The 19010-nt window shown below is 68.3% G+C and carries 9 protein-coding genes; 7 read left to right on the top strand and 2 right to left on the bottom strand.

All coding sequences use genetic code 11. From position 1 onward, the window contains the following. The first annotated feature begins 290 nt into the window (after nt 1–290). Together pglW and pglX are read left to right on the top strand one after the other, a co-directional pair. Nucleotides 291–4952, top strand: a complete 4662-nt coding sequence (gene pglW / locus ACFXJL_RS16775) for a BREX system serine/threonine kinase PglW (RefSeq protein ID WP_384693020.1) — start codon at nt 291–293, stop codon at nt 4950–4952. A 30-nt stretch (nt 4953–4982) separates the two neighbouring features. After that, a complete protein-coding gene (pglX, locus tag ACFXJL_RS16770; RefSeq protein ID WP_384693017.1) occupies nt 4983–8606 on the top strand; it encodes a BREX-2 system adenine-specific DNA-methyltransferase PglX in 3624 nt (1207 codons plus the stop codon). An 86-nt stretch (nt 8607–8692) separates the two neighbouring features. Here pglX and ACFXJL_RS16765 read toward each other — a convergent pair whose 3' ends face one another. Together ACFXJL_RS16765 and ACFXJL_RS16760 are read right to left on the bottom strand one after the other, a co-directional pair. Further along, complete coding sequence (locus ACFXJL_RS16765) at nt 8693–8902, bottom strand: DUF397 domain-containing protein (protein ID WP_384693014.1); 210 nt, start codon at nt 8900–8902, stop codon at nt 8693–8695. After that, nucleotides 8884–9726 (bottom strand): helix-turn-helix domain-containing protein, encoded by an 843-nt coding sequence (locus tag ACFXJL_RS16760; RefSeq protein WP_384693011.1) that lies wholly within the window; start codon nt 9724–9726, stop codon nt 8884–8886. Before ACFXJL_RS16760 ends, ACFXJL_RS16765 begins: the two co-directional genes overlap by 19 nt. A 188-nt stretch (nt 9727–9914) precedes the next feature. Between ACFXJL_RS16760 and ACFXJL_RS16755 the strand changes: the two genes are divergently transcribed. The 5 genes from ACFXJL_RS16755 (at nt 9915) to brxD (ending at nt 18998) form a co-directional block, all read left to right on the top strand. Next, nucleotides 9915–10181 carry a hypothetical protein gene (locus tag ACFXJL_RS16755; protein ID WP_384693008.1) on the top strand — a complete coding sequence of 89 codons (267 nt, stop codon included), beginning with the start codon at nt 9915–9917 and terminating at the stop codon, nt 10179–10181. Further along, nucleotides 10178–10405 carry a hypothetical protein gene (locus ACFXJL_RS16750; RefSeq protein ID WP_384693005.1) on the top strand — a complete coding sequence of 76 codons (228 nt, stop codon included), beginning with the start codon at nt 10178–10180 and terminating at the stop codon, nt 10403–10405. Before ACFXJL_RS16755 ends, ACFXJL_RS16750 begins: the two co-directional genes overlap by 4 nt. 211 nt (nt 10406–10616) lie before the next feature. Then, the gene (locus ACFXJL_RS16745; protein WP_384693002.1) at nt 10617–14546 is read left to right on the top strand and encodes a phage resistance protein; all 3930 of its coding nucleotides are present in this window, start codon (nt 10617–10619) and stop codon (nt 14544–14546) included. Next, entirely contained in the window at nt 14543–17530 is a 2988-nt protein-coding gene (gene pglZ, locus ACFXJL_RS16740; protein WP_384692999.1) for a BREX-2 system phosphatase PglZ, read from the top strand. Before ACFXJL_RS16745 ends, pglZ begins: the two co-directional genes overlap by 4 nt. A gap of 124 nt (nt 17531–17654) precedes the next feature. Beyond that, the gene (brxD, locus tag ACFXJL_RS16735; protein WP_384692996.1) at nt 17655–18998 is read left to right on the top strand and encodes a BREX system ATP-binding protein BrxD; all 1344 of its coding nucleotides are present in this window, start codon (nt 17655–17657) and stop codon (nt 18996–18998) included. Nucleotides 18999–19010: the final 12 nt, after the last annotated feature.

The raw sequence follows: 19010 nt of genomic DNA, 5'->3' as shown, positions 1-19010 counted from the left end.
ACCACAACACGGCGCCTGCCAGCGGTGAGCCGGCGGGCTGCGCTCGCGTTGATCTTCGCGTCGGTCGGGCCTTGGTCGCGGATGCGGTGGTCGTGTCCAAGACGACAACACCACGCGTCCCAAGGGGCGATCCCGCGTGCGCTGCGGTGGTCCAGGGTGCGAATCACCCCCGTATGTACGGGGACCACCGGATGTCAGATCCCGCCGTTAGGATCTCCCGAGGGCTTCTGGCCGTCCGGTGACCGAGCCGGCGGCACTTCACCACAGAAGCTGGAAGTGGGGGCGGGCAGATGCGGGAAGGCCGGTGGACCACGGTCACCGAGTCCGAGTTCGATCATGAGCGTCGGGGTCTGGAGGCCATCCGGGAGCAACTGCCGGATGCCGACCCGTGGCGGGCCTGGTCGAACTTCACCTTCACCGCGAACACCGGGCACGTCCGGGAGGTCGATCTCCTCGTCATCGCCCCCGGCGGTGTGTTCATGATCGAGCTGAAGAACTGGCACGGCACCCTGACCAGTGAGAACGGCACCTGGATTCAGACCGCTCCGCATGGTGGCCGTCGCCCGCACGGCAATCCGCTGCACCTGGTCAACAAGAAGGCGAAGGAGCTGGCGGGCCTTCTGGGGCAGAACGGCAAGCGCGTATGGGTCGGTGAGGCCGTCTGTTTCACCGAGGAATCGCTTCGGGTCCGCCTCCCCGCCCACGACGAGAACGGCGTCCACACCGTCGCCGAACTGATCGAGATGCTCAAGCAGCCGCCGCGCGACGAGCGCCGACGCATCACAGCCGTCAGCTCGCGCGAGATCAAGTCCGTCCTGGAGCGGGTCGGCATCCGCCGTAGCGACGCCGAATACAAGGTCGGCCCCTACCAGTTGGAGCGGAAGTCCCTCGACTCCGGGGAGACCTGGGCGGACTACGAGGGCCGTCACACCGACCTGCACAAGGAGGTCAGGGTCCGCATCTATCTGCGGGAGCGCGGCTCGGACGCCTCGATACGACGGTCCGTGGACGACGCCGCCCGCAGGGAAGCCGCGGTACTGAGCCGGTTCCGTCACCCCGGCGTCGTACAGCTCACGCAGTACGACCCGTCCGGGCATTCGGCGGGTCCGGCGCTGATCTTCGACTACCACCCCAAGACCCTGCGCCTGGACGAATACCTCCTCCAGTACGGGGAGAAGCTCGACATCCTCGGCCGGATGGCGCTCGTCCGACAACTGGCCGAGACCATGCGCTCCGCGCACTCCAGCCGTATCCACCACCGGGCGCTCGCCGCCCGATCCGTCCATGTGATCCCCCGCGCCCGCGGTGCTCGGGGCGCGAACGCGCAGCCCTCCGGCGAGGACGCGGCCTGGCTCACCCCACACCTCCAGATCTCCGACTGGCAGATCGCCACCCAGCGCACCGCGAACAGCAGCACCGGGCAGGGCATGACCCGTTTCGCCCCGACCGCGCTCTCCGCCATCCACCTCTCCGAGGGCTCCGACGCCTATCTCGCCCCCGAACTGACCGCCCGCAACGCCGATCCCGTCTATCTGGACGTCTACGGCCTCGGTGTCCTCACCTATCTCCTGGTCACAGGCAAGGCGCCGGCCGCGAGCCAGGCCGAGTTGCTGACCCGGCTGGAGGCCGGGGAGGGACTGCGCCCCAGCGCGCTGGTGGACGGTCTCTCCGAGGACATCGACGATCTGGTGCAGGCCGCCACCGCCTACCGGCCCGGGCAGCGGCTCTCCACGGTGGACGAGTTTCTGGAGATGCTGGAACTCGTCGAGGACTCCCTCACCGCTCCGGTCGCCGCCCCCACCTCCCCCGAGGCGCCCGAGAAGGACCCGCTGGAGGCCGTCGCGGGCGATGTGTTGGGAGGCCGCTGGGAGGTCCGCCGTCGACTGGGCACCGGCTCGACCAGCCGGGCCTTCCTCGTCCGCGATCTGGAGGCCGAGGCGCGCAGGACACGCCCGCTGGCCGTCCTCAAGGTCGCACTGTCCGACAGCCGGGGCGAGATCCTCGTCCACGAGGCCGGGGTGATGGGACGGCTGCGCCCGGACTCCCGCGTTATCCGGCTCGTCGAGCCGGAGCCCCTGCGCATCGGCGGCCGTACGCTCCTCGCCCTGGAGTACGTGGGCGACGAACGGGAGGAAGCCGCACCCGGAGCCGGCGCGGAGGGCAACGGAGCGGCGACCACCACCCGCACCCGCGGCCGTGAGGAGACCGTCGCCAGGCAGCTCCGGGAGAGCGGGCGGCTCCAGATCGACCAACTGGAGGCGTACGGTGACTACCTCTTCGGCGCCGTCGACTTCCTGGAGGGCGAGAGCGTCTGGCACCGCGACATCAAGCCCGACAACATCGCGATACGCATCCGCCCCAACCGCACCCGCGAACTGGTCCTCATCGACTTCTCCCTCGCCGGATACCCGGCCAAGGACTACGAGGCGGGCACCGAGGGCTATCTCGACCCGTTCATCGGCACCCTCACCCGCACCGCGTACGACGCCCACGCCGAGCGGTACGCGGTCGCCGTCACCCTCCACCAGATGGCCTCGGGCGAACTGCCCAAGTGGGGCGACGGATCCGTCCTGCCCCGGATGACCGACCAGAAGAAGCACCCACACCCCACCCTCGCCGCGGACGCCTTCGAGCCCGCCGTACGGGACGGCCTGGTCGCCTTCTTCCGAAAGGCCCTCCACCGGGACGCAGCCCGACGCTTCCCCGAGCTCAAACCGATGCGGGACGCCTGGAAGCGAATATTCCTGGACGCCACGCAGATCGTGCCCTCCAGCCACCGGTCCCGACACCCGGAGACCACCGAGCCACTGAAGCCCGGCCAGCCTGGACAGTCAGGTCCTGCCGCCATCGCGGACGCCGAGCCCATCACCGCGGAGGAACAGCGCGAGCGGCTCGCCGCGGACGTCACCCGCGACACCCATCTGTCGGCCGCCGGACTCACCCCGGCCGCCGAAGCGTTCCTCTACGGACTAGGGATCACCGCTGTCGGAGGGCTCCTGGACTACAGCCGCCGCAAGCTCCTCAACGCACCCGGCCTGGGCGCGAAGACCCGTGGTGAGGTACAGCGCCGTCAACGTGAGTGGGGCGACCGCCTGCACGGCACACCGGTCTCGCCACTGACCGCGCGCGGCCGGGCAGAGGCGAAGGAGGAACTGGCCCAGCTCACCGCCACCGAATCCGCACTGCTCGGCAAGATCGCCACCGGCGTGGACCCGGGCCTGACCGCCTCCGCCCTGCGTTCGGTCAGCCTGGACACCCTCGCCACCATCTTCGTCCCGGAGCTCAACAACAACCGCTCCAACCACAACAAGGTCGAGATGGTCCGGCTGTTGCTGCGCCTCCCCGACGAGCGCGGTGAACTCCCCGGCATCGGCGTCTGGCCCAAGCAGAAGGACGTCGCCGATGCGCTCGCCCTGTCGGCCGGCCGTATCCCCCAGCTGCTGAAGGAGGAGCGCAAGCGCTGGAAGAAACACCCTGCCGTGCAGGCGCTGCGCGCGGAGATCGTGGATCTCCTGGTGGGCCTGGGCCGCGTCGCCTCCGCCGCCGAGATCGCCGACGCCCTCGCGGTTCGGCGCGGTACGCAGCTCTCCGAGCGCGAACAGCGGCGGGCGCTGGCGCTGGCCGCGGTACGGGCGGTGGTGGAGGTGGAGCAACTGGTGCCGGAGGAGGCCGAGCTGCGACACCAGCCCAACCGCAAGGCCACCGAAGAGGCCCTGGGCGCTGGGCTCCTCGCCCTGGACGTCCGCGAGGACGACGCCCCCGACACCCCGACCGCTCCCGGTCTGCTCGACTACGCGGTCCGGCTGGGGCGCCGGGCCGACCGTCTCGCCAAGCTGGACACCCTGCCCACCGCGACCACGGTCCTCGGCGAACTGAGCACGCTGACCCCGCCACCGGGCACGGTCGAGTGGGACGAACGCCGACTGGTGGAACTGGCCGCCGCCGCCTCCCTCAACGCGGCGGCGACCCCGCGCCTGGAGATCTACCCCCGTGATCTGCCGCTGGTACGGGCCCTGCGACTGACCCAGGCGGGGCTGGTGCGACTGATCCCGGGGGTGCCGGAGGGCAGGCAGCCAGGTGTGACCGGTGAGGACGTGCACGAGCGGGTACGAGCGCGCTTCCCCGAACTCGTCCTGCGCGACCCTCGCGGCACGGCCACCCATGAGCTGCCCACGGGCGGTCCGCTGACGAAGGCGCTGCGGGACGCGGGCTTCGACCTCACCCTCTCCACCCGTGAGGACACCCGGACCCTGCGCTATCTGCCCGCGCGGATGGACGGTGCGTCCAGCTATCTGACCACCGGAGCCTGGCGACAGGCCACCGAGGTGGGCTTGGTGACGCGCTACTCCGACGATCCGCTCATGGCGGGCGCGGTACGGGCCGAGGAACGACTGATCGCGTCCGCCCGACGCGACGGATACCGCATCCTGACGGTGCACCAGCACCGCTCGCGCCATGCCGTACGAGGGCTGTGCGACGCCCGTATCGGTGCGCAGGCGGTCTCGGTCACGGACCTCTTCCTGGACGCCCTGCACGCCCTGGTTCCCGAGGGCACGAAGCCCACTTGGGAGACCCTGCTCAAGGCGGACGCGGCCGAGCCCGGCACCCGGGGCGCGGTGAAGTTCGCCGAGTACGCGCGGACGGCGTGGGGCTCGGTGGAACCCCGGATACGTGAACTCCTCGGCACGGGTACGGGTCCGGTCCTGCTGACGGACGCCGCGGTGTTCGCCCGGTACGACGCCATGGGGGTCCTGGACCGGCTAGCTGAGGCTTCCCGACAGGGCGCCCGCGGCCTGTGGCTCCTGGTCCCCCAGGCGGACCCGTCACGCGAACCGCGGCTCGGTCAGGCGGCGGTGGCGTATCAGGCCGGGCTGGGGGAGTGGATCGAACTCCCTGATTCATGGGTGAACAACACCCACCGCGGCGCCAACCTTCGTGTGAACATGGGCTAAACGTCCGATAGCACCGAGGGGGGACCTCAAGTGGTCGACCGCACAGCCCTGTTGAATGACCTGAAGAAGCAGGTCAAGGCAGTTGAGACGGATCTGTCGCAGCAGGTGAAAGCGGTCGGGGAGGTCGGCGCGCGACTGCGCGCCGAGTACGACCAGGCACGCAAGCTCGGTCGTACGGGCGGCACATGGAACTCCTGGCTGGACGAGCGGGTCACCCAGGTCGCGGTGGCCTGGGTGCTGGGCACGGTGTTCGTCCGCTTCTGCGAGGACAACCGACTGATCCCGGACCCGTATGTGACGGCCCCGGAGCCCGATCGTCGGGACCTGGCGCTGGCCCGCTTCGAGGAGTACTTGTCGACGGCCGACGACCCGACGTTCCGCGGCTGGCTGGAGCAGGCGTTCGCGGAACTGGGCCAGGGGCAGGCGGGGCGGCTGCTGTTCAACCGCAAGCACAACCCGTTGTTCCAGATCCCGTTGTCACATGATGGTGCGCGGGAACTGGTGACGTTCTGGCGTGAGCGGGACGAGGCGGGCGTCCTGATCCATGACTTCACGGACCTCCTGAACGACGACGGCACGGAGGGCTGGGACACCCGCTTCTTGGGCGACCTGTACCAGGACCTGAGCGAGGCGGCCCGGAAGACGTATGCACTGCTCCAGACGCCCGAGTTCGTGGAGGAGTTCATCCTCGACCGGACGATGACTCCTGCGGTCCGGGAGTTCGGCTACGAGGGCCTGAAGATGATCGACCCGACGTGCGGGTCGGGGCACTTTGTGCTGGGGGCGTTCCGGCGGTTGGTGCGGCTGTGGGGGGAAGGGCAGCCCGGGCGGGATCTGCATGAGCGCGTGCGGGCCGCGCTGGACTCGGTCCACGGGGTGGACCTGAACCCGTTCGCGGTGGCGGTGGCGCGGTTCCGGCTGCTGGTGGCGGCGATGGCGGCTAGTGGGGTACGGACGCTGGGGGAGGCGGCGAGGTACGAGTGGCCGATTCATCTGGCGGTGGGGGATTCGCTGATCAAGCACCGGCACCGGCAGGGGAACCTGTTCGAGGGCTCGGAAGTCGAGGGCGCGGATGAGCTGGCTGAGTTCAAGTACGTGACGGAGGATGTGCACGAGTATCCGGATATTCTGAAGCAGGGGCAGTATCACGTGGTAGTAGGGAACCCGCCCTACATCACAGTGAAGGATAAAAAGCTCAACGAGTTGTATCGGGGACTTTATAGCGCTTGCGCGGGGAAGTATGCGCTGTCGGTTCCGTTCGCTCAGCGATTCTTTGAACTAGCTAGGACTGGGGATGAAGACGGGCACGGCTACGGAATGGTCGGCCAAATTACGGCAAACTCGTTCATGAAGCGAGAGTTCGGGACGCGACTAATCGAGGTGTACTTCGGCCACGAGGTGGAATTGACTGAAGTAATTGACACCTCAGGAGCATACATCCCTGGGCACGGGACACCGACGGTGATCCTCATCGGTAGGCCGTTTAATGGAAAAGGGCGTTCGCTAAGCATTCGCACAGTACGCAGTGTTCAGGGCGAGCCATCTGCGCCGGAACACGGCGAGGATGGCCTGGTTTGGTCCGCGATCGTGGACCAAATCGATAGGGTGGGCTCGGTAAGTCAATGGGTGTCAGTCGATGACCTTGATCGAATTCAGTACTTTGGCAAACAGCCGTGGATGCTAGCTGCGGGCGGTCAGGAGATGGTGGCGAAAATCGCCGAGGGTAATGTGGCGACTCTGTCTTCAATTGCGAGTTCGGTAGGGATTACCTGTTTCACTCTTGGGGATGATCTCTATCTTTTGCCTGCTCACAGCGCTCGGCGTCATGCTCTGCCCGATGCTTTCACGCGACCCATGGTTACGGGCGACACATTGCGTGACTGGCAAAAAGGTGAGATGGATTCGGCGGTATTTCCATACAGCTCAGAATTCGAGCCGATCAAGGTAGAAGATCACCGTGAAGTTCATGGCTATATGTGGCCTGGACGGGCAGAGATCTCTCGATCTGTCCTATTCGGGGGAAAGTCGAAAATTCAAGCTGGATTGCGTTGGGCGGAGTATGGGCGTCTCACGGCTGCCAAGCTTCGCGTGCCGCTCTCTATTGCTTTTGCTTTTGTTGGGACGCACAATCATTTTGTTCTCGATCGTGGGGGAAAGCTCTTTAATAGGACTGCGCCGGTCATAAAGCTGAGAGATGAGGCGAGCGAGGATGAACACCTGAGGTTGCTCGGATTGCTCAACAGTTCTACTGCGGGGTTCTGGCTCAAGATGGCCAGCCACAATAAGGGAGGAGGGGGAATTGGAGGGGGGATCGCGGAAGAGCATTGGGAGCAGTTCTATGAGTTCACCGGTACTAAGCTCCAGGATTTTCCTCTTCCTGCCATCTATTCTGCTGATCTGGCTGCCGCCCTGGATTCTCTCGCTAGTCAACTCAGTGCTACTACCCCCTCGGCTGTAGCTGCCGAATTCGCGCCAACCGCTGGCGCATTCCGTGCCGCAAAGGAAAAGTGGGATTCCGTTCGAGCCCGCATGGTTGCTCTTCAGGAGGAGCTGGACTGGCAGGTCTACTCCCTCTACAACCTGCACCCTGAGGACCTGCGAGTCTCCGACGACTCCGAATCACCCAACATCCCCGAACTAGCCCTCGGTGAGCGGGCCTTCGAAATCGTCCTAGCTCGCCGAGTCGCCGCAGGCGAAGCCAGCGGCGAGTGGTTCAAGCGGCACGGCTCCACGCCCATCACAGAGATCCCCACCCACTGGCCCGCCCCCTACCGCGAGATCGTCCAGAAGCGGATCGACGCCATCGAGTCATCCCGCGCCATCGGTATGGTCGAGCGGCCCGAGTACAAGCGGCGGTGGGCCACCGAAGGGTGGGACTCTCTCCAGGAGAAGGCCCTCCGGTCCTGGTTGCTCGACCGAATCGAGAACCGTGATCACTGGTTCGACGAGAACGACAAGCCCGCCCTCGCCACGCTCTCCCGGCTCACGGACGCACTCTCCCGCGACGATGACTTCGTCTCCGTCGCCAAGATCTACGCACCTCGCGAGGAACTCCACGCCGTCGTCGCCGAGCTGATGACCGGTGAGCACGTTCCCTTCCTCCCCGCACTGCGCTACAAGCCCTCCGGACTGAAGAAGCGTCTGGACTGGGAGGACGTCTGGGACCGCCAGCGGCAGGAGGATGCCGCGTCTGACGAGCTGGAGAAGCGGAAGATCCGGGACGCTATCCCCGTGCCGCCGAAGTACACCTTGGCCGACTTCCTGCGGCCTTCCTACTGGAAGGCACGTGGAAAGCTCGACGTGCCCAAGGAGCGGTTCATCTCGTATGGCCAGACCAACTCCGCGACGCCCGAGCTGTATGGCTGGGCCGGCTGGGATCATCAGGAGCAGGCGTATGCGCTCGATGTATACATCGCCGCAAACGAGGGGCTGACCTCCGAGGAGCTGACGCCGTTCCTCGCCGGGTTGTTGGAGCTTCAGCCATGGCTTGAGCAGTGGCACGACGAGTTCGACCCGGACTTCGGTGCTTCGCCGGCCGAGTTCTTCCGGGGGGATCGGCAGATGGTGCAGGGACAGCACGGCCTGACTGATGCCGATCTGCGTGCCTGGCGTCCGGTCCCCGCCACCCGTGGGCGTCGTACCACCAAGAAGTAGGCCCGCCTGGGACAAAAACGGCCCCCGTGAAGCGCAGGACGTAAGTCCCGCCCCGGGGGCCGTTCGCTGGGGCGCTCAAGCAGTGTTCAGGCGAGCAGCTGACCATCCTTCACAGCGGCCACGAAGGACGACCACTCACCCGCTGGGAAGACGAGAACGGGACCGTGCGGGTTCTTGCTGTCCCGTACTGGGATGGCGCTGGCGAAGTTGTCCGAGACCTCAACGCACGCGCCGCCATTCGAATTGCTGTGAGAGCTTTTGCGCCAGGTTGCGTCGGTCAGGTCGATGGGTCGCACGGTGCTTCCTCCAACATGCGCAGGATGAACTTCCGCGACTCGGCCGGGGACAGCGCTAGGTCGCGCACTACATCGTAGGCACGCTGCAATTGCTCCACCGACTGGCACTCCTCGATGAGTTCGCCCCGGTACGCGTTCTCCGTGTATGCCACCGTTCGGGCGTCCGGCAGCCGCAGAAACCACACGTCGGTACCGTCCAACCCGTGTGGCCCGGCGCTGAACGGCAGTACATGAATCGTCAGGTTCCAGCGCGCGGACATTTCCGCCAGGTGCTCCAACTGCTCTCGCCAAGCCGACCCATCCCGCAATGCCGTGCGTAACACCGTCTCCGACAGGATTGTCCGGAAGTGCGGTGCGTCCTTCCCCTCCAGCAGATCCTGCCGCCCTATCCGAGCGTCCACCTGCTGAGTGAGTTCCTCATCCTTCAGCCCGCCCGCGCTCAGCACCTCACGCGCGTACCCCGCCGTCTGAAGCAACCCAGGCAGCACGCTCACCGCAAAGTGCCACAAGCTCACCGCCTCCGCCTCCAGCGCCATGTACCGCCGATACCGCTCCCGGAACTGCGTGTGGTCCCTCGCCGCCAGTTCCCACAGGGCCAGCAGCATCCCGGATGTCCCGTAGTGCGTGTCGAGTGCCTGGACGACATCCGGGCTGCTCAGCGTCTCGCCCTTCTCCATCTTGCCGAACAGTGAGTAGTCCCAGCCCAGTCGTTCGCCGAGTTGGCGCAGGCTCGTTCCGCTGGCTGTCCGCAGTTTTCGTACCTCCTCCGCGAAGCGCTGTCGTGGCTCCTGGCTTCGGCCGCTGATCGCCCGACGTGGTGGCATGGTCGGCTCCCTTCCGTGACGGTCCGTGGAAGGTGTGGAAGCAACACCGCATAGCAGGGCAGCGGCGGCCCATCCGCGACATCGGCGGCCTTCTCCGGATACATCCTCGTAATGACCGGACTACGCACGGTAATCCACGGTGCGTGATCCGGTCAGGGAAGTCCGTAGAACGGCTGAAGGAGCCCCCCATGACCACGGAACAACGAACTGTCGACTCCATCCCCGCTATCCCCGCCACCCTTGTCCCCTTGGCCCCGCGCAAGATCCAAGAGGCCGTCGAAGCCCGGGACGCACTCGCCCGGGCCCTCAGCCGCGCCGGTATCCAACTGCCCGCCATGGACATCCGCAGCCCCTGGTCCGACGAGGCCCGGGGCGCCCTGGTTCATCTCGGCGTCTGCTCCGCGCCCGTGGCGCTCGCCCTGGCGGCCGTGATCGAGCAGGGCATCCCACAGTGACGGACGAACTCGACATCGGACAGGCCGTCCGGGACGTCCAGCGCAACCGCGTCGGCGTCGTGATGGCCCGCCTCGGCCCGTACGTACAACTCCGCCCCCTTGGCGGCGGTCGTGAGTGGGACGCCGATCCCGTGCACCTTGAGCGGTTGAACGACTTGGAGGAGTTGAGCGCACGCATCGCTGAGATCACCGCCCGGAGCCGTAGATGGCATCCGGACGAGTGAGCGGAGTCTGATCCTCCGGTAGGCCGCTCACGTGATGAGCAACAGATGGTCAGATGTTGCTGACATGCTGTGAGATAGGAGATCGACGTCAGGGGGTTGCAACCAACGACGTTGACGGACAATGTCCGTTAATACGGTCCTTGGTACGTCGGCCAGAGCCCGGCGCGGACAGCGGGCGGCGGGTGCCGTCAGAAGGTGAGCGACACAGACAATGGCCCAGCAGCCGCCCCTGCTCCGCGATGTCATCGACATCAGGGAGTCGATCTCCACGTCCGACTTCGTTCTCCAGCTCTCCGAGGCGACGACCCCGGAAGGTGCCGAACGCGCGCTCAGGGACTATGTGGTCACGGAACGTCTGCTGGAGAACTACGACGAGGCGCTCGGCCTGATCAAGGCGTCGCTCGACGGACGGGCGTCGAAGGCCGCGTACCTACACGGATCGTTCGGTTCCGGTAAGTCGCACTTCATGGCGGTGCTGCACGCGCTCCTCAGCGGCAGTCCGGCCGCCCATGGGCGCGAGGACTTCGACCCCGTACTGACCAAGCATCAGTGGCTGAGCACCGATGGGAAGAAGTTCCTGCTCGTGCCGTACCACATGCTCGGGGCGAAGGCCCTGGAACAGCGGGTCCTCGGGACATACGTCAGCCATGTCAAGAAGCTCCACCCCGATGCCCCCACCCCGCAGGTCTACCGGACCGACGCGCTCTTCGCCGACATCCGGGCCATGCGCGCCCGGATGGGCGATGAGTCCGTCATCAAGGGGCTCGCGACACTCACCCCGCTCGACGAGTCCGCTATCGAGGTCGCCGACGAGGACGACGAGTGGGGCGAGCCCTTCGCCTGGACCCCCGCTCTCCTCGACACCGCCCTCGCTGCCGAGGAGAACCATGAGGTGGTGGAGGGGTTCAACACCGTCCACCCCACCACCCCCATGGAGTTGCGGGCGCGCCTCGTCCAGGACGCCATCACCAACCTCCGCCCCGGCTTCGCCCAGCACGCCACCGAGAGCGAGAACGGATTCATCTCGCTCGACGCGGGTCTCTCCGTCATCGCCGCCCACGCCAAGGAACTCGGCTACGACGGCCTGATCCTCTTCCTCGACGAACTGATCCTCTGGCTCGCCACCCTCATCCACGAGACGAAGACGGTGGGGCGCGAGGCAGGCAAGATCACCAACTTTGTGGAGGGCGCGGACGCCCGCCGGGCCATCCCCATCGTCTCCTTCATCGCACGGCAGCGCGATCTTCGTGAACTGGTCGGCGAGGAACTGTCCGGGGCGGCCGAGTCCGCCATCCAGGACACCCTCAATCAGGCGTCCGGCCGCTTCGACAAGATCACGCTGGAGGACCGCAACCTCCCCCAGATCGCCCAGGCCCGCCTTCTGCGGCCCAAGAGCCCCGAGGCCGCCGCCCTCGTCAACAGCGAGTTCGAGAAGACCCGCAAGGTCCGCCAGGAGGTATGGGACACCCTCCTCGGCTCCGACAGGGGCAGCGGCGGTGTCGGAGCCGACGAAGACAGCTTCCGGCTCACCTACCCCTTCTCGCCGGCGTTCATGGACACCCTCGTCCATGTCTCCTCCGCGCTCCAGCGCAACCGGACCGGCATGAAGCTCATGGGTCAACTCCTCGCCGATCACCGCGACCAACTGCGCTTGGGCGATCTGATTCCGGTCGGCGAGTTGTACCCGCTGATAACCGCGGGTGGCGACAAGCCGTTCAGCGACAGCATGCGCGTCGTCTTCGAGGCCGCCGACAAGCTCTACCGGACCAAGCTGCGCCCGTACCTCCTCGCCACGTACAACGTGTCCGAGGAGGACGTCGAGCAGTACACCCACCGCCCCGACAGCATCACCGACCGGAGTCTGAAGGGCCGGGTGAAGACCTTCACCGGTGACAACCGGATCATCGGCACCCTGCTGCTCTCCGCGCTCGCCCCCAGCGTGCCCGCCCTCGCCGATCTAACGATCCGACGGCTCTCCGCGCTGAACTACGGCTCCGTGGTCGCCCCGATCCCCGGCCGCGAGTACGGCATCCTCAAGAACAAGGTCGCCGAGTGGGCCGGCCGCTTCCCGGAGATCAAGGAGACCGGCACCGACGCCAACCCGGGTGTCCGACTGGAGCTTTCCGGTGTCGACGTCGACTCGGTCATCGCCAACGCCAACGTCAACGACAACCCGGGCAACCGCCTGGCGCTCGCCAAACGGCTGCTCGCCGCCGAACTCGGCATCGAACAGGGCCGGCTGACCGATGAGCTGAACCTCGTCTGGCGGGGCACGGAACGCACCGTCGAGGTGATCTTCGGGAACATCGCGGACGAGGACGAACTCCCCGACCACGACCTGATACCCCAGGAGGAGGGCCGCTGGCGCCTCGCCATCGACCTGCCCTTCGACGACGGCGAGTACGGACCCGTCGAGGACGCCAACCGCGTACGTCGGCTCCGCGAGAAGCAGCAGGGCGAACGGTCCCGTACCGTCGCCTGGCTCCCCACCCACCTCGCCGCCCAGCGGTACGGGGACTTCCGCAGGCTCGTCGTGATCGACCGCGCACTCGCGGACGGCCAGCGCTTCGACACCCAGTACGCAGCCCATCTCAACGCCGACAACCGAGCCCGGGCCAAGGGCCTCCTGGAGACCCAGCGCGAATCCCTGCTGAAGAACGTCAAGGCGGCCTTCAAGCAGGCGTACGGACTCGCCGAGAAGAAGCCCGCCGACGTCGAGGTCGGCTTTAGCGACCACCTTGAATCGCTCCGCGAGGTCGACGGCCTCACCCTCTCCATCGGCCAGACCCTGCACGACGGAATCCGGCACATCGCGGGCAAGCTCCTCGCCTCCCAGTACCCCGACCATCCGGAACTCGACCCCGAGAACAGCGGGACGGCCGTCAAGACCGGTGACGCCCGCAAGGTGTTCACCCATGTCCGGGCCGCCGCCGAGGCCCGCGACGGCCGTACCGAAGTCCCGGCCGGTGACCGGGCGCTGATGCGGCGCATCGCCGGGCCGCTGGGGCTGGGGCGGCAGAAGGAGGCGTACTTCGAGCTCTCCACCTACTGGGCCGACCACTTCCGGCAACTCGCCCGTGAGAAGGGCGTCACCGGGGACCTCACCCTGATCACGCTCACCGACTGGACGGACCGGCCCAGCCCGCGTGGACTGCCCGAGCACCTGGCCCGGCTCGTCGTCGCGTCCTTCGCCGAGATGGACGACCGGGTGTGGGTGCGGGCGGGCATGCCGCTCGACCCGGCACCCGAGCTGTCGCAGGTCAAGGACCGTGATGCGTTGCGCAGCCAGCCGCTGCCCGGCGAGGAGGAGTGGGAGACGGCCCGCCAGCGCTATATGGCGATCTTCGGCGAGCCGGCGCCCGCCCTGCGGCGAGGGCGCATGGTCAACCAGTTCGCCCGGCAGATAGCCCAGCAGGCGGGCGCCCACCAGGAGTCCGCCGCAGAACTGGTCGCGAAGCTGGAGGAGCACGCCGGATTCCTCCAACTCGACGAGACGGACGAGACCGGACGACTCGCCCTCGCCCGCAGGTCAGCCGCCCTGCTGAAGGAGCTCACCCAGGGCGCGGGCCAAGGCGCGGCCGGAGCGAAGAAGAGGGTGGAGGCCCTGGCGGGGTTCGATCTCGGCCAGGTCGGCGCGGACCGCTACGGGGTGTCGGTCAAGCAGGCGGGCAGGGTGGTCCAGGCGCTGGACGCGGCCTCCTGGACCACCCTCGACCTTGCCTCGGCCGAAGGACCCGAAGGGCAGGCCCTCCTCGACTCCCTGCGTGAGGTGGCCCGCCGCGACCAGCGGACCAGTGATCTGAAGGAAGCCCTGGCCCGCACCCAGCGGGAGGTTCTCGCGCTGGTGAAGCGCAACCGGGCGGCAGCCACCCCACCGCCCGTGACTGTGACCCCCGAACCGGTCGCCCCCACTCCCGGGGCCGGGACGGTGTCGCTGAACACGGGCACCAGCGACCCCCGTATCGGCGGGCCCCTGTCGCTGCCCTCCGACCCCTCCCCGCTGAAGCGGACCCCCCGCTCGGGCGGCGGACGCACCACCGCAGCCCGAGCGGCGGCCGAACTCCAGGCCGAGCTCGCCGAACTGGCCGCCAGGGAACCGGGAGCCACCATCGAAATCACCTGGAAGGTGGTCGAGCGATGAGCGCACAAGCCACCACATCGGCTGCCGTACGGCTGAACCTCGCGACCGTCACCCAGTACCTGTCGTCCCAGCGCTCCCTCGCCGAGTCCCTCACCCGGCCTCCTGCCGGAACTCGGGATGGGTCGTCGACGGTCTCTCCGGCCGAAACCCCGGCGGGAGAGGGCAAGCGCAGGGCGGTACTGTTGCGGTCCGCCCCACAGTGGGACGGCCCCGCGGAACCCGTATGGGGGGACGGGCTCACCGCCCGGATCGTGGCCGCGCCCTCCCCGCTCGCCATCCATGAACTGCTCCTCGGCCACCTGGGCAGCGGACCGGCCGAAGCCACCGGTCCCGCGGTGCTCGTCATCCTCACCGACCGCGAACAGAGCGAACTCGACCCGGCGATCCTCGCCCGCGCACACAAACCCCGCATCGAGAACGTCGACAGCTGGGACGTGGTCCGCGAGGCGTTCGGCGCCGAACAGGTCGACCCACGCCTCAAGGACGTCAACTGGGCCGCCGAAGCCCTCCTCGGCGCCACCCCGCCCGGTGGCTGGCCCCCGCTGGCGGGCGGCATGCTCTCCCGACGCACCGCACTCTCCGCCCTGGCACTGCGCCGCTTGCGCCTCGGCCGCTACAACACCGACACCGACACCGCTGGCACGGGCCGCGCCCCCGCGGGCGACAGCCTCGACACCCACGCCCTGCTCGCCTGGTCCCTGGCCCCCGGTGGTCCGGAACGCCTGCTGGAACTGCGCGGCCCCGAACGCTCGGGGCTCGCCGCCTTCCTCGGCGAGGAGGACCAGGCCGGTCCGGCCGGACGGGCCCTGCTCGCCCTGGTCGACGCCGAACACGGGCCAGAGGCCGTGGCCTTCGGCCTCGTCTGCGCGGCCCTGTGGCTGCACGGCGAGCCGGATGCCGACGGCTACCGTGCTCGGGGCCGCGCCGAACGCTGGTTCGGCGAACGGCCCCCAGCATCCGGCGAGGAACTCGACGCCCTGGTGACCCGTTTCGCATCGGCCACCGAGGAGTACGTGTCCACCCTGCTCGCCACCGCCGCCCGCGGCACGGCAGGGGACAGGGAAGAAGCCCGGCAGGCCAGACGAACCGGCGAAACCGTCCTGGACCGGGCGTCCGCACTCGTCCGCCAGTTCGGTGCCGAAGCCGCCGCCGCGGCCAGCCCTCTCCTCGCAGCCGGTCTGGAGGCCCGGTTCGCCACCGTCGGACGTTCACTTGCCTCTGGAGGGCCCGAAGCGATCTCGGAGGCCGTACGCGCACTCGGCGACCACCTCCGCGCCGACGGGCCCGAGACCCGGGCCCGGCTGGAACGGGCCCGGATGGGCCAGCGGCTCGCCCAGTGGCTGGCCGGCGAACCGGACATCTGCTCCGAGACGGTGGCCGCTGCCATGGACCGTCAGATCGCCGAGACCGGCTGGGTGGATCGGGCACTGGAGCACATCGAGGCGGGCGGCGACCCGGACCCGGTCCTCAAGTCCGCGTACGACGTGCTCGGCACCCGGGTACGCCGTAAGCGCCATGAGATCGACCGCTCCTTCGCCGCAGACCTCGCGAACTGGACCTCCGACGGGACCGGGCCCGGAGCGATGCTGACAGTGGAGACCTTCCTCGAACGGGTCGTCAAGCCCGTCGTCAGGGACGGGAGCGGACGCCGTGTCCTGCTGCTCGTGCTCGACGGGATGAGCTCGGCCATCGCCACCGAACTCGGCGAGGAACTGCGTGCCTCCTGGGCCGAGTTCGACCCGCTCACCCCGGACCGGGGCGGAGCGCCGGGCCGACGGGCGATGGCTGCCGCCCTGCCCACACTGACGGCGGTCTGCCGCACCTCCCTCTTCGCGGGACGCCTGATGAAGGGGAACCAGGCCGATGAGAAGCGGCTCTTCGCCACTCATGCGTTCTGGGGCGGTGCACCGGCTGCCGTCTTCCACAAGGACGATCTGCGAGCCGAGGGCTCCGGCGACATCTTCGGCCCGGCCCTCACCGAAGCACTCGGCGACGATCGGACCCATGTCGCTGTCGTCCTCAACACCATCGACGACCGTCTCGGCAAGGAACAGAAACTCGGCGACGGCGCCTGGCGCATCGACGAGATAGGGCGGCTGCGCGATCTGCTCCGGGTGGCCGCCGCCCAGGGCATGGCGGTCATCCTCACCAGCGACCACGGGCACGTCGTCGACCGGCACGGCGTCCGGGTGGAGACGGCAATGCCGGAATCCGCTCGCCACCGGGTCCCCGGTGGGCCACTGGCCGCCTCGGAGGTCGCGCTCTCCGGCCCGCGTGTCGTCTGGCCCGAGCCCGGTGCCGCGATCGTCGCTCTGTGGGACACGGACTCGCGGTACACCGCCCTCAAGGCGGGCTACCACGGTGGTTCGTCCCTCCGTGAGTTCACCATCCCCGTCCTCGCCTTCCTCCCCTTCGGTGCCACCCCGCCCGCGAATTGGCGCGAGTTGGGCGATCCGAGTCCGCCTTGGTGGTCCTCGGACGGCCGGTCCCGGCCGCCGACCGCTGTCGCTCCCGTACGGGCGACGGCTCCCGCCGCACCCGAGAAGCCGGGACGGGCGAAACCGACCAAGGCACAGGCCCAGCTCGCCCAGACGCACGACTCGCTCTTCGACGTCGCCCTGGTGCCGTCCGACGAGGACGGACAGAGCCTCGTCACACCCGTCCTGGTCTCACCGGACGACGCGCTGATCGAGGGGCTCCTCGCCTCGGCCACCCTCCGGGACCAGGTTGACGTCCTCGCCCGCAAACCACCCATGGACAAGGTGGAGAAGGCGGTCCGCGCACTCCTCGACGCCGGGGGCACCCTGCCCGTCACCGCCCTGGCGCAGCGAGTCGACTACCCGGTCGGGCGGGCGGACGGCTTCGCCGCCGTACTGCGCCAACTCCTCAACTACGACGGCGTACAGGTCCTGGAGACCCTTCCCGACGGGCGAACCCTTCGGCTACACGCGTCCTTGCTGCGCACCCAGTTCGGACTTGGATGACGCACTGTCACACCCTCGGGTACGGATGGGCCGTGCGGCCCATCCGTACCCCTGCCGGACCGACTGAGGGGAAACGGAACACTTGGACGACGCCGCAATCCGGCACGGATGGGAGACTGGCCGGGTGATCGCGCCCCGTCCCACCACCGCCACCGGCACGTCCGTATCCGCCGGCCGCCGCCGAACCGTCCTGGACGCGCTGCGGCGTGGTGCCGTACCCGAAAGCGGACTGGACCTGCTGGCCACCGGCCTGGACCGGTACGAGGCCGCTCTCAACTCCGAACTGGACGCGGTCGCCTCCGGGGCATCCGTGTTCAAGGCCGTACGCGGCGAATACGGATCGGGCAAGACGTTCTTCACCCGCTGGCTGGGGGAGCGGGCCAAGCGGCGGGGCCTCGCCGTGGCCGAGATCCAGGTCTCGGAGACCGAGACACCGCTGCACCGACTGGAGACCGTTTACCGGCGACTCACCGAGCGCCTGGCCACCGCGAGCTTCCCGCCGAGCGCGCTACGCCCCGTCGTGGATGCCTGGTTCTACGCGCTGGAGGAGGACTCCCTCGCGGCCGGGGCCAGCGAGGACGAACTCCCTGCCGAGGTCGAGAAGCTGCTGACCGCCCGGCTGGCCGAGGTCTCCCGGCACGCCCCGTCCTTCGCGACCGCACTCCGCGGTTACCGGGCTGCCCTCGCCGCGGGCGACGAGACCACGGCCGCTGCCGTCCTCGCCTGGCTCGGCGGCCAACCCCATGTGGCCGCGGCGGCACGACGCTCCGCCGGGGTGCGCGGCGAACTCGACCACTTCGGCGCCCTTGGTTTCCTCCAGGGGCTGTTGACCGTCCTGCGCGACTCCGGGCACCGGGGACTGTTCGTCGTGCTGGACGAGGTGGAGACCCTTCAGCGCGTCCGCTCGGACGCCCGCGACAAGGCACTGAACGCGCTGCGGCAACTCATCGACGAGGTCCACTCCGGACGCTTCCCCGGGCTCTATCTGGTGATCACCGGCACCCCGGCGTTCTACGACGGCCCGCAGGGCGTCCAACGCCTCGCCCCACTCGCCCAGCGCCTCGCCACCGACTTCACCACCGACCCGCGCTTTGACAACCCGCGCGCCGTCCAACTGCGCCTGCCCGGCTTCACCCAGGAGTCACTGATCGGCCTCGGCGCGACCATCCGGGACCTGTACGCGGAAGGGGCCGGCGCCCCCGACCGGATCAAGGCACTCGTGGACGACGCGTACGTTGCCGACCTCGCCCGCGCGGTCGGCGGAGCCCTCGGCGGGAAGACCGGAGTCGCACCCCGCCTCTTCCTGAAGAAGCTCGTCGGCGATGTCCTGGACCGGGTCGACCAGTTCGACGATTTCGACCCCCGCCTCCACTACCGCCTCACGGTCACCAGCAGCGAACTCACCGACGTAGAACGGAACCTCGCCACCGCTGTGACGGCCGGCGACATCGACCTGGACGATGTGTGACGGCCGGCCCCG

The organism is Streptomyces sp. NPDC059256, from assembly GCF_042753785.1.
In the GTDB taxonomy this organism is placed as follows: Bacteria; Actinomycetota; Actinomycetes; order Streptomycetales; family Streptomycetaceae; genus Streptomyces.
Note: the sequence above shows the minus strand (reverse complement) of the source record. Positions and strands in the feature narration are given on the sequence as shown.